Genomic DNA, 14210 nt, shown 5'->3' with positions numbered 1-14210 from the left:
TGCGGCCTAGACGGTGCGGCCGCGCTGCGCGCGGTACCAGCGCACCTGCGCATCGGTCGACGAGTCGAGGTCGGCGGCGGGGGCACCGTCGGACGCGATGACCGGCAGTAGGGCGTTGGCCTGCACCTTGCCCAGCTCGACGCCCCACTGGTCGAAGGCGTTGATGCCCCAGACCGCGGCCTCGGTGAACACCTGGTGCTCGTAGAGCGCGATGAGCTGGCCCACGACGGACGGGGTGAGCTTGGGCGCGAGGATCGTGGTGGTGGGCCGGTTGCCGGGCATCACCTTGTGCGGCACCACGGCCGGATCGGTGCCCTCCGCGGCGATCTCCTCCGCCGTCTTGCCGAAGGCGAGCACCTTGGTCTGCGCGAACAGGTTGCTCATCAGCAGGTCCTGCATGGTGCCGACGCCGTCCGTGGTCGGCAGGTCGTCGGTGGACTGCGCGAAGCCGAGGAAGTCCGCCGGCACGAGCCGCGTGCCCTGGTGCAGCAGCTGGAAGAAGGCGTGCTGGCCGTTGGTGCCCGGCTCGCCCCAGAAGATCTCGCCGGTGTCGACGGTGACGGGCGTGCCGTCCACCCGCACCGACTTGCCGTTCGACTCCATCGTGAGCTGCTGCAGGTAGGCGGGGAACCGGGCCAGGTCCTGCGCGTAGGGGAGCACCGCGCGGGACTGCGCGCCGAAGAAGTCCGAGTACCAGAGCCCGATCAGCCCGAGCATGAGCGGCGCGTTCGCCTCCGCGGGCGCGGTCGCGAAATGCTCGTCGACGGTGCGGAATCCGGCCAGGAACTCGGCGAACCGCTCGGGGCCGACGGCGATCATCACGGACAGGCCGATCGCGGAGTCCACGGAGTAGCGGCCGCCGACCCAGTCCCAGAAGCCGAACATGTTCGCGGTGTCGATGCCGAAGGCCGCGACCCGCTCCGCGTTGGTGGAGACGGCGACGAAGTGCTTCGCGACGGCCTCCTCGCCGACGCCGAGGCCCTCGAGCAGCCAGCGCTTCGCGGCGTGCGCGTTGGTGAGCGTCTCCTGCGTGGAGAAGGTCTTCGAGGCGACGATGAACAGCGTGGTCGCGGGGTTCAGGTGCGCGAGCGTGGCCGAGACGTCCGCCGGGTCGACGTTGGAGACGAAGTGGCAGGTGATGCCGCGCTGCACGTACGCGCGCAGGGCCTTGTAGACCATCGCGGGGCCCAGGTCGCTGCCGCCGATGCCGATGTTCACCACGTCGGTGATGGGCTCGCCCGTCGCGCCGCGCCAGCGCTTGGAGCGCACCTCGTCGCTGAAGGCGCCCATCTTGTCGAGCACGTCGTGCACGTCGCCGGTCACGTCCTGCCCGTCGACCCGCAGGTCCAGGCTCGACGGTGCGCGCAGCGCGGTGTGCAGCACGGCGCGGTCCTCGGTGGCGTTGATGTGCTCGCCCGCGAACATGGCATCGCGCCGGGCTGCGACCCCGGCCTCGTCGGCGAGAGCGGTCAGCAGGCCGAGCGTCTCGCGTGTGACGCGGTGCTTGGAGTAATCGATGTAGAGGTCGCCCACCCGGAAGACGAACTCGGAGCCGCGGTCGGGGTCGGCGGCGAACAGCTCCCGCAGCGTGGTCCCGGCGATCTCGCGGTGGTGATCGAGGAGGTTCCGCCAGGCGGTGGACGCGGTGATGTCGCTGTCGCTCATGGCGTCAGCCTAGTGTCCGGAGCGCCCGCGCGGGCGGTTCACGGACGAGGTCACAGCGGGCGCCGGGACAAGGCCCTGCGCGCGCCCTCGGCGCGGCGCTAGGGTGGCGGTATGGCAACCGAGCAGCGCGTCCGTGACCTCCTCGACCGCATCCCCACCGGGATCTTCGTGAACGGGGCGTTCCGCGATTCGAGTTCGGGCGCAACCTTTCCGGTGCACGACCCGGCCACCGAGGAGGTGCTGGTCGAGGTCGCCGACGCCACGCCCGAGGACGGCGCCGCCGCCCTCGACGCCGCCGTCGCCGCCGGCCCGGCCTGGGCCGCCACGCCCGCCCGCGAGCGCGCCGAGATCCTCCGCGCCGCCTACGAGGGGCTGCACGCCCGCGCCGACGACTTCGCGCTCCTGATGACGCTGGAGATGGGCAAGGCCCTCCCCGAATCGGCCAACGAGCTCAAGTACGGCGCCGAGTTCTTCCGCTGGTTCTCCGAGGAGGCCGTGCGCATCGCCGGCCGCTACACGCCCGCGCCCGCCGGCACCGGGCGGATCCTGGTGAGCAAGGCCCCCGTCGGGCCGTGCCTGGCGATCACCCCGTGGAACTTCCCCCTGGCGATGGGCACCCGCAAGATCGGGCCCGCGCTCGCCGCCGGCGCGACGATGGTGGTCAAGCCCGCGGGCCTCACGCCGCTGACGATGCTGCTGCTCGCCGAGGTGCTGAAGGAGGCCGGCGTCCCGGACGGCGTGATCTCCGTGCTGCCCACGTCGAAGTCCGGCGCGCTCACGGGACCGCTGCTCGCCGACCCGCGACTGCGCAAGCTCACCTTCACCGGCTCGACGGAGGTGGGCGCCGCGCTCGTCGCCCAGTCGGCGCCGGGGATCCTGCGCACGTCGATGGAGCTGGGCGGCAACGCGCCGTTCGTCGTCTTCGACGATGCCGACGTCGACCACGCCGTCGCGCAGGCCCTCCTCGCCAAGCTGCGCAACGGCGGCGAGGCGTGCACCGCCGCCAACCGCTTCCACGTGCACGAGTCCGTGGTCGAGGAGTTCACCACCAAGCTCGTCGACGGGATGGCGAAGTACGTGCTGGGCCGCGGGACCGACGAGGGCGTGACGATCGGGCCGCTCGTCTCGGCGGATCAGCAAGCCACCGTCTCCGAGCTGGTGCAGGACGCGGTCGCCAAGGGCGCGTCGCTGCGGCTCGGCGGGGTCGCGCCCGAGGGGCCCGGCCACTTCTTCCCGCCGACGGTGCTCGCCGACGTCCCCGCCGACGCCCGGATCCTCACCGAGGAGGTCTTCGGCCCCGTCGCGCCCGTCGTCGCCTTCGCCGACGAGGACGCGGGCGTCGCCGCCGCGAACGCCACCGAGTACGGCCTGGCGGCGTACATCTTCACCAAGGACCTGGACCGCGCGCTGCGCGTCGCCGACCGGATCGAGGCCGGCATGGTCGGCGTGAACCGCGGCGTCATCTCCGACCCCGCCGGCCCCTTCGGCGGCGTCAAGGCCTCCGGCTTCGGCCGCGAGGGCGGCAGCGAGGGCATCGAGGAGTACCTGGAGACCCGCTACATCGCCCTCCAGTGACACCCCCTCCCCGATTGAACGACGTTCTGGAGAATCTGACCTGCGGGTTTCCTCTCCAAAACATCGTTCAATTGGGTTCGCGGTGATCGCAAAGCTCGCCGCGGCGGGGTGAGCTGTGGCAACGTCGAGGTGTGGTGGAGAAGCAGGCGGGTAACGGCACCCGGGAGAACGTGATCCTGGTGCACTGGCACGACCTCGGCCGCCACCTCACCTGCTACGGCGCCGAGGGCGTGGTCAGTCCGAACCTGGACCGCCTCGCCGCCGAGGGCATCCGGTTCACCGACGCGCACGCGACGGCGCCGCTCTGCTCGCCCGCGCGCGGCTCGCTGTTCACCGGCATGCACCCGCACCGCAACGGCCTCGTCGGGTTGGCGCACCACGGCTTCGAGTACCGCGACCACGTGCGCACGCTGCCGTCGCTGCTCGGCGAGGCGGGCTACCGCAGCGCCCTGTTCGGCATGCAGCACGAGAGCGCCGACCCCGCCCGGCTCGGTTTCGATACCGCCGACGTCTCCGACTCGCTGTGCGACTACGTGGTGGCGCGGTCACAGGAGTGGCTGGCCGACGCCGCCACGCACGAGGAGCCCTTCTTCCTCACCGCCGGCTTCTTCGAGACGCACCGCCCGTACCCCGCCGACCAGTACGAGCCCGCGGACCCGGACGCCATCGGCGTGCCCGGCTTCCTGCCCGACACCGCGCAGGTCCGCGACGACCTCGCCGGGCTGCACGGCAGCATCACGCAGGCCGACGCCGCCGTCGGGCGACTGCTCGACACCGTCGACGAACTGGGGCTGGCCGAGAACACCTGGATCCTGTTCATCACCGACCACGGCCTCGCCTTCCCGCGCGCGAAGTCCACCCTCTACGGCGAGGGCACCGGCGTCGCCTTCATCGCGCGGCCGCCCCGCTCCCTCGGGCTCGCGCCCCGCGTCTACGACGACCTGTTCTCGGGCGTCGACCTGACGCCGACGGTGCTCGACCTGCTCGGCCTGCCCCTGCCGGAGGACGTCGACGGCGAGACCCACGCGGCGGAGCTCCTCGAGCCGACGGGCGAGCAGGTGCGCGCCGGGCTGTTCACGCAGAAGACCTACCACGACGCCTACGACCCGATCCGCGCCGTGCGCACCAAGCAGTTCAGCTACATCGAGAACTACGCCGACCGGCCCGCGCTGTTGCTGCCGCTCGACATCGCGGACAGCTCCTCCGCCGCCTCGCTCGACCCGTACGAGACGGCCGCGCCGCGGCCCCGTCGGGAGCTGTACGACCTGGTCGTGGACCCGTACGAGCGGCACAACGTGGTCGACGAGCCCGCCTACCAGTGGGTGGCCCGCCGCCTGGCCGGCGTGCTCGCGAACTGGCGCGAGGAGACCGGCGACGTGCTGCCGTCGGAGTCCGAGGGCACCGCGATCGCCGAGGCCTTCATGGCCGCCTTCTTCGCCGGCCGCGCGCAGCCCGGCGCCGACGAGACGCCGCTGCCCTCGCGCCGCTCGCAAGGAGCGCGCCGCGAGCTGACCCCGTCCGAGGTGAACCTGCGCGCGTCGGTCGGACGGGCCCGCGCGGGCGCCGCGAACGCCTGACCTACACCCGCACCTGCCGGAACTCCGGCGCGACCTCCGCGATCCGCTCGTAGTCGCTGTCGCGATGCACCACCACGGCGTCGTGACGGATCGCGATCGCCGCGATCATCGTGTCGACGGGGCCGGCCGCGCGTACCTTGCCGGAGTGCCAGAGTCGGCGCTGCAGCTCGACGGAGACGGCGTGAGTTTCGGCGCCAGGATGCAGCACGTCGAGGAACTCCCAGTTCGTGGCGTATTCGGACTCCCACTCGCGAGGAGAACGTGTGGAGTAGAGCGCTTCGAGGAGCTGCGGCGCGCATGCCGCGAGGAAGTTCCCGCCGACCGTGAATGATTCCAGGGCGGTCCCGCGGATCTGGCCGATCTGGATCCTCGACCATACGGAGTTGTCGACGATGTGGGGAACCGGTCGCTCGTCGAAGGGGAGTGTCACCGCCTCACCTCCTTGAGGAACTCAGGATCCGCCAGTGCGGCGTAGGGACCGTCCGGGTTCGAAGCGATCCGCTTGATCATGTCCCGCTGGAGCTTCTGCTTGAGCGCCAGCTCGACGAGGCTGACCACCATGTCTTGATTTGAGGCGTAGCCCAACTCCTCCCGCGCCCGGTCGAAGAGCCCTTCGGGCGCGCGCAGGGACGTCAGCTTGAGTGGAGCGTCGCGGAACTCAGGTAGCGATACGGACATGTCGCACCTCCGGTGTATATCGGATCTAGGGGATCACGATATCAGAATCGGACACGGTGCGGAATCCGATGTTGCTCGCTGTCGAGCTCGGGGTGTTGTGGCTGCGGGCCGACGTGCGGTAGCGGTAGCAGTAGGAGTCGTGGCACAGGTGGCTGCCGCCGCGCAGCACGCGGGCGGTGCCGCGGTCGGGCCCCGTCGGCGAAACCTCCGGTGACGCACGGTAGTAGCGCGCCGAGAACCGGTCGGCGCACCACTCCCACACGTTCCCCACCGCCTGGTGCAGGCCGTAGCCGTTCGGCGCGTACGCCGCGGCCGGCACCGTCCCGACGGGACCGTCGGGCTCGGGGAAGGCGCCGACGAAGACGTTGCAGTCCCGCCCCGGCACCGGGTGCTCGTCGCCCCACGGGTACCGCGCGCCGTCCAGGCCGCCGCGTGCCGCGTACTCCCACTGCGCCTCCGTCGGCAGGGCCCGCCCCGCCCACGCGCAGTAGGCCAGCGCGTCCGCGTGCGAGACGTGCACGACGGGATGGTCGTCCAGGGCGACGGTGCCCGGCCCGCCCGGCGCGCGGAAGGTCGCGCCCGGCACCGTCAGCCACCACGGCGTGCCCGGGACCGGCACCCCGGCCGACGGGTCCGCTGCGCTCGCGTCGAAGACCGCGGACGCGCCGAACCGCTCGGCATCGGTCACGTACCCGGTCGCGTCGGCGAAGGCCGCGAACGCGGCGACCGTCACCGTCGTCGCGTCGATCGCGAAGCCCGGCAGCACGACCCGGTGCACGGGGAGCTCGCCGTCAGCGCGGTAGCCGTCGCCGTGCGCGTCGCCCATGGCGAACGCGCCGGCGGGGATCCGGGCCTGCGCGATCGGGTGCGCGCCGCCGCCCTTCGCGCCGCCGCCCGGCACCGCGCCGGCGTGCGGCGGCAGGTCCGGGCCCTCGGGCGTGCAGCAGCTCACGCCTCGAGTATTCCCCGCTCCACGAGCAGCGCGATCACCCGCTGCGCGAGCTCGTCGGTGTCGGCGCCGGTGGTGTCGAACCGTAGGTCCGGGTCCTCGGGCTTCTCGTACGGCCCGTCGACGCCGGTGAGGCCGCGCAGTTCGCCGCGGTCCGCACGGGCGTAGAGGCCCTTCGGGTCGCGCTTGCGGCACTCGCTCACGGGCGTGGAGACGTGCACCTCGAGGAAGTCGATCTCCGCCGCCACGTTCAGCTCCCGGGCGATCTCCCGGTCCGACCGCAGCGGCGAGACCAGCGACGCGATCGAGATCACGCCGGCGTCCGCGAACAGGCGCGTCAGGTGCCCCACGCGGCGGATGTTCTCCGCGCGGTCGCCGGGGGAGAAGCCCAGGTCGTCGGAGATGCCGTGGCGGATGTTGTCGCCGTCGATGAGGTAGGCGACGCGGCCCCGCGAGACCAGCGCCCGCTCCAGGGCGACGGCCACCGTCGACTTACCCGACGCGGGCAGGCCCGTGAACCACACCGTGGCGCCGCGCTGGCCGGTCTTCGCCCAGCGTTCCGCGCGGCCCAGCGAGCTGGGGTGCCAGCGGATGTCGTTGCGCGTGGCCTGCCCGGGGACCACCTCGCGGGCCTCGGTGATCGTGCCCGCGCCGACGGTGTCGTTGCTCGCCTCGTCGATGAGGATCAGCGCGCCGGTGTCCCGGTTCTGCGCGTACGGGTCGGCCACCACCACCGACGAGGTCCGCAGCGTCACGGTCCCGATGTCGTTGAGCGCGAGCTCGCTCGGCCCCACCTGCTCGATGAGCGTCTCCGGGTCCAGGCGCCGCTCTAGCGACTGGACGGTCGCGCGGACCGTCGCCGTGGCGTGCTTGAGCGCGACGCGGTCGCCCGCGCGCAGCGGCTTCTCCGCGAGCCAGCAGACGGTGACCTCCAGCTCGCGCGCGTTCACCGGCAGGTGCGCGCCCTCGGCACCGGAGACGAGGACGTCGCCGCGGCCCACGTCGATGTCGTCGGCCAGCTCGACGGAGACCGACAGCGGCGCGACGGCCGTCGCGCGGTCGTCGTCCAGGGTGTCGAGCGCGGTCACCGTCGACCTGCTCCCGGACGGCAGCACCAGCACCTCGTCGCCCACGGTCAGCGTGCCGGCGGCGACGCGTCCGGCGTACCGTCGGCGCCGCTCGGCGGTGGGCCGGGAGACCCACTGGACCGGCAGGCGCAGCTCCGTCGCGACCGCCGACGGTGCGCGCAGGGGCACGGCCTCGAGGTGTTCGAGCAGCGTGGGGCCGTCGTACCAGGGGGTGTGCGCCGAGCGGTGGACGACGTTGTCGCCGAGCTTGGCGGCCAGCGGGATCGCGGGGATCGCGTCCAGGCCGAGCCGCACCGCGAGTTCGGCGAGCTCCGCGTCGACCTCCGCGAACCGCTCCGCGGAGAAGTCGACGAGGTCGATCTTGTTCACCGCGGCGATGACGTGCGGGACGCCGAGGAGCGTCGCGATGCGCGCGTGCCGGCGGGTCTGGCGCAGCACCCCCTTGCGGGCGTCCACCAGCAGGATCGCGACGTGCGCGTTGGAGGCGCCGGTGAACATGTTGCGGGTGTAGCGCTCGTGGCCGGGGGTGTCGGCGAGCACGTAGCTGCGCGATTCGGTGGAGAAGAAGCGGTAGGCCACGTCGATGGTGATGCCCTGCTCGCGCTCGGCCCGGAGTCCGTCGGAGAGCGCCGCGAGGTCCACCTCGTCGCCGTCGGTGACGGCGTCCAGATGGTCGGTGGGCAGGCTGCCGGTGTCGTGCAGCAGGCGGCCGATGAGCGTCGACTTGCCGTCGTCGACCGAGCCCGCCGTGGCGAGGCGCAGCAGCTGGCGCGTGGTCGATGGTGCCAGGACGTCCGTCATCAGAAGTAGCCCTCTTTCTTCCGGTCCTCCATGGCGGCGGCGGACGTGCGGTCGTCGGCGCGGGTCTCGCCGCGCTCGGAGACGGTGGCGGCGGAGATCTCCGCGATCACGTCGTGGATCTCGGTGGCGCGGCTGCGGACCGCGCCGGTGATGGTCAGGTCGCCGACGGTGCGGTAGCGCACCCACTCCCGGTTCACCGCCTCGCCGGAGCGCGGCTGCGTGAACTCCGAGACGGCCAGCAGGATCCCGTCGCGCTCGAAGACCTCCCGCTCGCTCGCGTAGTAGATCGGCGGCAGCTCGAGGCCCTCGAGCTCGATGTAGCGCCAGATGTCGAGCTCGGTCCAGTTGGACAGGGGGAACACCCGGACGGACTCGCCGCGGCGGATCCGCCCGTTGTACAGCGACCAGGGCTCGGGGCGCTGCGCCCGCGGGTCCCACTGGCCGAACTCGTTGCGGAAGCTGAACACCCGCTCCTTCGCGCGGGCGCGCTCCTCGTCGCGCCGGGCGCCGCCGAACGCGGCGTCGAAGTTCCCGGCCTCCAGCGCGTCCAGCAGCGTGCGGGTCTGCAGCCGGTTCCGCGAGCCGGAGGACTCCGTCGACTCGGCGACCCGGCCACTGTCGATCGACTCCTGCACCGAGGCGACGATGAGCTCGATCCCGTCGGGGTTCTCCGCGGTCGGGGCCACGCGGCGGTCGCGGAAGTCGATCACCTCCGGGAAGTTGTGTCCCGTGTCCACGTGCAGGATCGGGAAGGGCAGCGGCGAGGGCCGGAAGGCCTTCTCCGCCAGGCGGAGCAGCACGATGGAGTCCTTGCCGCCCGAGAACAGCAGGACCGGCCGCTCCAGCTCGGCGGCCACCTCGCGGATGATGTGCACCGCCTCGGCCTCGAGGACGCGCAGCTCGTCGACGGCGGCGATCGGTTCGGGCGTCACGGTGCTCATTGGGGGTATCCGTTCTCGGCGGCGTCGGCGCGGTAGCGCTCCGCCCACTCCTTGGAGCGGTCGTTCGACTGGGGCTTGAGCGGCGGCGGGGGAGCGAGGTGCGGGTCCTGCCCGAGCGCGTCCAACACGCGCGCCGTCGTCTTCTGCGGGTCGGCGATCAGCTCGTGGAAGTCGATCTCGAGCGGCGTGATGCCCTCGAACGCGAACCACGCCCGCCACGACCGCTCCTGCTCGCGCAGGATCCAGGCCAGGTGCGCGATCCCGTCGGCGCGGTACACCGCGCGCTCGTCGCGCTCGCGGTCGTGATCGGGGTCGTCGCGCCACACCCGGGTCTGCACGGCGCGCCACATGGACACGGCCTGGGCGACCACGTCGGGCCGGTGCACGTGCACGTAGAGGGGGTCGGCACCGTCGAACAGGGATCGGATGGCGGTCCGGACCGAGCCCGACGCGGTGCGGGTGCGGGTCACGAGGACGGGCGTCTGGTTCCACATCAGCTTGCCGCCCCAGACGCCGTTGGGCGTGCGGCCCTCGCGCAGCACGTCGGCGCGCCACTGCGCGGGGCCGCGCGGGTCGACGGTGCCGGGGTCGATGGGGTCGAGCAGGTCGAGCAGCGACGGATCGTCGACGCCGGCGAACCACTCGCGCGGCTGCGGCGACAGCGACGAGGACGGGTAGTACTGGAAGAACTCCTGTGGCCGCCCGGCGACGCCGGTGGCCGCGAGCGACTCCACGAGGAGGGTGCTCCCGCTGCGCTGGCTGGCGCACACGAGATAGTGGTCGGGGCTGGGCATGCCCGCCAGTCTGACGGAGAAAGGCCTTCCGACCTGGGGTTCGATGGCACCGTGAACGTGATCCTTGACGGATCGCGACCGGTGTGGTGCGGCCGCTACAGGGCGTCGACGCCCGCGAGGAGCAGGTCCAGCCCGGCGAGGAACTGGGCGCGGTCGTCGTGGTCGGCCATGGTGGCGGCGATGCGGTGCAGGTACGGGAACTCGTCCGGGTCCAGCTGCCCGATGCGGGAGGCGACGTCGCCCAGCAGCGCCTCGCGACTGGGCCCGCTGCGCGCGAGATCCGACCGGGCGTTGGCGGCGTTCTGCGCCGCCGCGCCGAGGACGTAGCCGACGATCGCCGTGGCGGCGTCGAACAGCGATTCGTCCGGCGTGCCCATCGCCAGCACGGCGCCGCCGATCCGCTCGCTGAGCAGCAGGTTCGCCGGCCGGCCCGGATCGGCCATCACCTGGGCGGCGAGCCACGGGTGCGCGTCGATCGTGTCGAACAGGGTGAGCGCAAGGGCGCGGATCGTCTCCCGGGGGTCGCGGCCGTCCGTGGGCGCGGCGAGGATCGGCCGCAGGACGGCGTCGGTCGCGGCGGCGAGGAGCTCGCCCTTGCCCGCGACGTGGTGGTAGATCGCCCCGCTGCCCGTGTTCAGGGTGGTCGCGAGGGCGCGGAAGGTCAGCGCGTCGGCGCCGCTCTCGTCGAGCAGGCCGATCGCGGCGTCGACGATGCGGTCGCGGGAGAGGGCGTCGGTGCGGCGGCTGCGGGGTGGCACGACTCCATCTTGACACGACTGGAACGATGTTCCAAACTCGTATGGAACATTGTTCCAACGGAAGGGGAGCACCATGCAGACACCCATCACGATCATCGGCGCCGGGCTCGGCGGCCTCGCCCTGGCCCGCGTCCTGCACGTCCACGGCATCACCGCCGTGGTCTACGAGGCCGAACCGACGCCCATGTCGCGCACGCAGGGCGGCCAGCTCGACATCCACGAGGCCGACGGCCAGGCCGCGATCGCGGCGGCCGGCCTCACCGCGCCGTTCCGCGCGCTGATCCACGAGGGCGGCGAGGCGACCCGCGCCGTCGGCCGCGACGGCACCCTCCTCCTCGACCTCCCGGACGACGGCGACGGCGGCCGGCCCGAGGTCCTCCGCGGAGAGCTGCGACAGCTGCTCATCGACTCCCTGCCGGCCGACGCCATCCGCTGGGGCGCCAAGGTCGTCGCGGTGCGCGCGCTCGACGGCGGTCGGCACGAGCTGACCTTCGCCGACGGCACCGTCGTCGAGACCGCCCTGCTGGTCGGGGCCGACGGTGCCTGGTCCAAGGTGCGCGCCCTGGTGACGGACGCGGCACCGTCGTACTACGGCACCACGTACGTCGAGACCTACCTGCACGACGTCCGGCGCCGCCACCCCGGCGTCGCCGAGCTCGTGGGGGAGGGCGCGATGTTCGCGCTCGCGCCGGGCCGCGGGATCAGCACGCACGCGGAGGCGGGCGACATCGTCCACACCTATGCGCAGCTGCACGTGCCCGAGGAGTGGGTCGACGCGATCGACTGGACGGACTCGTCGGCCGCCGAGCGCGTGCTCGTCGAGTACCCGGGCTGGTCGGAGGAGCTGACCCGCCTCATCGGCGAATCGGACACCCCGCTCGTCCCGCGGCGGCTCTACACGCTGCCCGTCGGGCTGCGGTGGGACCGCGTCCCCGGCGTCACGCTGGTCGGCGACGCCGCGCACGTCAGCCCGCCGGCCGGGGAGGGCGCCAACATCGCGCTGTTCGACGGTGCCGAGCTGGCCCGGCACATCGTCGAGAACCCCGGCGACCTCGACGCCGCCCTCACCGCCTACGAGAGCGAGATGTTCGTCCGTGCCGAGCAGTCCGCGGCGGACGCGGACGAGATGGCGACGATGATGCTCGGCGGCGACGCGCCCGACAGCCTGCTGGACTTCTTCGCAGGGGTCGGCCGGGCCTGACGGCTACCGGCCGAGCGGGCCCCGGCCGAGGCGCAGCAGGAGCATCGCGAGGGTGTGGCCCTCGCGGCCGAGCTCGGAGAACCGCTCGAGCACCTTCATCTCGCGCGAGTGCACCAGACGCGTGCCGCCGGACGCCATGCGCGTGCGGCCGATGATCTGCGAGACCTCGCTGCGGCGCTTGATCGCGGCCAGGATCTCGGCGTCGAGGCGGTCGATCTCCTCGCGCAGGGCCTGGATCTCCTCGTCGGCGAGCGGCGTCTCGGCGCCGGTGTCGTCCGGTGTGCTCATGGGTTCAAGTTTTCCACAGCCGCGGGATCTACCATCGAGCACCGTGTCCGTCGCCAGCCCATCCGCCCTGCCCGCCTCGCGGCGCGTGCTGTGGATCGGCGCGGCGTTGCTCATCGTCGGGCAGCTCGCGGTCCGCGGGTACGTGCTCGCGCGCGGGAACTTCTACTGGGACGACGTGGCCTTCATCGGCCGGGCGTCGCGCCCGCTGACCGACCTCGGCGCCTGGTTCGTCGACTACGACGGCCACTTCATGCCCGGCACGCTGTTCGCGGCCGCGGTGACCACCAGGGTCGCGCCGCTGAGCTGGCCCGCGGCCGCAGCATCGATCCTGGTGCTGCAGGTGGTCGCGTCGGTGCTCACGCTGCGCACGCTGGTGATCGTCGCCGGGCGTCGCCCGGTGGTGCTGGTGCCGTTCGTCTTCCTGCTGTTCAGCCCGCTCACGCTGACGGCGACGGCGTGGTGGGCGTCGGCGCTCAACGCGCTGCCGCTGCAGATCGGGCTCGCGGTGGTCGTCGCGGAGACGGTGCGGTACCTGCGCGGCCGCCGGCGTTCCGGCGCGTACGCGGTGGCGGCGCTGCTGGTCTCGCTGCTCTTCTTCGAGAAGGCGCTGGTCATCCCGTTCGTCGCGCTCGCGGCGGCCTGCCTGCTGCCGTACGTGCGCGGGCACCGTCGACCGGTCCGGACGGTGCTGCGCCGCGGCCGCCGGCTGTGGGCGGCGTTCGCGCTGGTCGTCGTGGCATGGGTAGTGCTGTGGCTCTCGGTCACGGCGTCGCGGCCGGGCACGCACACCGTCGGGTTCACGGCGCGCGTGCTGTGGCGGTCGGTGAACGCGGTGCTCGCGCCGGCCGCGGTGGGCGGGCCGTGGACGTGGCGGCGCGAGAACCCCGGGCCGCCGCTGGTGGTCACCGACGTGACGATCACCGTCGTGGGGCTGGTCGCGATCGCCGCGATCCTCGCCGTGACCTGGTGGCGGGCGCCGCGCGGGCTCGCCGCCTGGGGCGCGGCCGGCGCCTACTTCCTGGGCGCCTCGTCGACGGTCTTCTTCCTGCGCAGCTCCGAGTACACGTCGGCGTTGCTGCCGCTGTCGCTGCGCTACTTCGCCGACTTCGCGTGGGTGCTCACCCTGGCCGCCGCGATCGTGCTGCGTTGTGAAACCGGCCGAATCCGGGGTCACGAGGCCAGATTCGGCCTCCTGAGGTCGAAAGTCGCCGGATTCACGAGCGACCGGCGGCTCCGGATGCTGGTGGTGATCGCCTTCGCGCTCAGCGGCACCGCCTCCGCCGTCCGGTTCGCGCCCCTGTGGCACGACAATCCGACCGGCCCCTACCTGCAGAACCTGCGCGAGGGGGCGGCCGCGTACGCGGATCGCGAGGTGCTCGACCAGGAGGTCCACGGCGACATCCTGGCGCGGCTCGCCGCCCCGAACAACAGGCTCTCGCGGATCCTCGCCACGCAGCCCGCGCACCCGCGGTTCGCCGAGCACGCGGGGGAGACGACAGTCGTCGATCAGCAGGGACGCTTCCGGCCCGGCCGGGTCACCCGCGTCCGGAGCCTGCCGCTCGGACCGTTCCCGTGCGGCACCCGCGTCGACGACACCGCCCCCGCGACCCTGGCCTACGAGGGGCCGCTCGCGTTCTGGGACTGGGTCGTGGAATTCAACTACCTCGCCTCGTCCGACGGGGTGGTCGTGCTGCAGCAGCAGCGCGGCGCCACGCCGGTCCGGGTGCCCGTTCGCAGGGGCGCGCACACCGTCTACGCCCGGGTGACCGGCACCGGCGACGGCCTCGTCGCGCGCGCGGAGACGCCGGGGCTGGTCGCGTGCGTCGGCAGCGGGCCCGTCGGCCTGCTGGTCCCGGCGTCGGCCGCCCGCTGATCCCTCGCCGCCCCGTCTGACG

At 72.8% G+C, this 14210-nt stretch carries 13 protein-coding genes; 4 read left to right on the top strand and 9 right to left on the bottom strand.

What is annotated here, in order from left to right:
• Positions 1 to 6 precede the first annotated feature (6 nt).
• Positions 7 to 1665, bottom strand: coding sequence for a glucose-6-phosphate isomerase (gene pgi / locus ACM9LD_RS10605; protein ID WP_415676625.1), 1659 nt, complete (start codon positions 1663 to 1665; stop codon positions 7 to 9).
• Positions 1666 to 1776: 111 nt separating this feature from the next.
• Here pgi and ACM9LD_RS10600 point away from each other — a divergent pair, with 111 nt between their 5' ends.
• Both ACM9LD_RS10600 and ACM9LD_RS10595 read left to right on the top strand, forming a co-directional pair.
• A complete protein-coding gene (locus tag ACM9LD_RS10600; protein ID WP_415676624.1) occupies positions 1777 to 3240 on the top strand; it encodes an NAD-dependent succinate-semialdehyde dehydrogenase in 1464 nt (487 codons plus the stop codon).
• 134 nt (positions 3241 to 3374) lie between these two features.
• The gene (locus ACM9LD_RS10595) at positions 3375 to 4817 is read left to right on the top strand and encodes a sulfatase family protein (RefSeq protein WP_415676723.1); all 1443 of its coding nucleotides are present in this window, start codon (positions 3375 to 3377) and stop codon (positions 4815 to 4817) included.
• Position 4818: 1 nt separating this feature from the next.
• On the opposite strand, the gene ACM9LD_RS10590 is transcribed toward ACM9LD_RS10595, so the two are convergent.
• The 7 genes from ACM9LD_RS10590 to ACM9LD_RS10560 all read right to left on the bottom strand — a co-directional run bounded on the left by ACM9LD_RS10590 (position 4819) and on the right by ACM9LD_RS10560 (position 10826).
• Complete coding sequence (locus ACM9LD_RS10590; protein ID WP_415676623.1) at positions 4819 to 5247, bottom strand: PIN domain-containing protein; 429 nt, start codon at positions 5245 to 5247, stop codon at positions 4819 to 4821.
• Positions 5244 to 5495, bottom strand: a complete 252-nt coding sequence (locus tag ACM9LD_RS10585; protein WP_068524183.1) for a hypothetical protein — start codon at positions 5493 to 5495, stop codon at positions 5244 to 5246. The genes ACM9LD_RS10590 and ACM9LD_RS10585 overlap by 4 nt, the downstream gene beginning before the upstream one ends.
• Before the next feature lie 25 nt (positions 5496 to 5520).
• Complete coding sequence (locus ACM9LD_RS10580; RefSeq protein ID WP_415676622.1) at positions 5521 to 6447, bottom strand: formylglycine-generating enzyme family protein; 927 nt, start codon at positions 6445 to 6447, stop codon at positions 5521 to 5523.
• A complete protein-coding gene (gene cysC, locus ACM9LD_RS10575) occupies positions 6444 to 8333 on the bottom strand; it encodes an adenylyl-sulfate kinase (RefSeq protein WP_415676621.1) in 1890 nt (629 codons plus the stop codon). Before cysC ends, ACM9LD_RS10580 begins: the two co-directional genes overlap by 4 nt.
• Positions 8333 to 9274 (bottom strand): sulfate adenylyltransferase subunit CysD, encoded by a 942-nt coding sequence (gene cysD / locus ACM9LD_RS10570; RefSeq protein WP_415676620.1) that lies wholly within the window; start codon positions 9272 to 9274, stop codon positions 8333 to 8335. The genes cysC and cysD overlap by 1 nt, the downstream gene beginning before the upstream one ends.
• A complete protein-coding gene (stf0, locus tag ACM9LD_RS10565; protein WP_415676619.1) occupies positions 9271 to 10068 on the bottom strand; it encodes a trehalose 2-sulfotransferase in 798 nt (265 codons plus the stop codon). The genes cysD and stf0 overlap by 4 nt, the downstream gene beginning before the upstream one ends.
• 95 nt (positions 10069 to 10163) lie before the next feature.
• A complete protein-coding gene (locus ACM9LD_RS10560) occupies positions 10164 to 10826 on the bottom strand; it encodes a TetR/AcrR family transcriptional regulator (protein WP_415676618.1) in 663 nt (220 codons plus the stop codon).
• 73 nt (positions 10827 to 10899) lie between these two features.
• On the opposite strand from ACM9LD_RS10560, the gene ACM9LD_RS10555 reads away from it, so the two are divergent.
• Positions 10900 to 12027 (top strand): FAD-dependent oxidoreductase, encoded by a 1128-nt coding sequence (locus tag ACM9LD_RS10555; protein WP_415676617.1) that lies wholly within the window; start codon positions 10900 to 10902, stop codon positions 12025 to 12027.
• A 3-nt stretch (positions 12028 to 12030) separates the two neighbouring features.
• Here ACM9LD_RS10555 and ACM9LD_RS10550 read toward each other — a convergent pair whose 3' ends face one another.
• A complete protein-coding gene (locus ACM9LD_RS10550) occupies positions 12031 to 12315 on the bottom strand; it encodes a chorismate mutase (protein ID WP_068524189.1) in 285 nt (94 codons plus the stop codon).
• 43 nt (positions 12316 to 12358) lie between these two features.
• Here ACM9LD_RS10550 and ACM9LD_RS10545 point away from each other — a divergent pair, with 43 nt between their 5' ends.
• Positions 12359 to 14188 carry a hypothetical protein gene (locus ACM9LD_RS10545; protein ID WP_415676616.1) on the top strand — a complete coding sequence of 610 codons (1830 nt, stop codon included), beginning with the start codon at positions 12359 to 12361 and terminating at the stop codon, positions 14186 to 14188.
• The last annotated feature ends 22 nt before the right edge of the window (positions 14189 to 14210 follow it).

The organism is Tsukamurella hominis (genome assembly GCF_965137015.1).
In the GTDB taxonomy this organism is placed as follows: domain Bacteria; phylum Actinomycetota; class Actinomycetes; order Mycobacteriales; family Mycobacteriaceae; genus Tsukamurella; species Tsukamurella hominis.
Note: the sequence above shows the minus strand (reverse complement) of the source record. Positions and strands in the feature narration are given on the sequence as shown.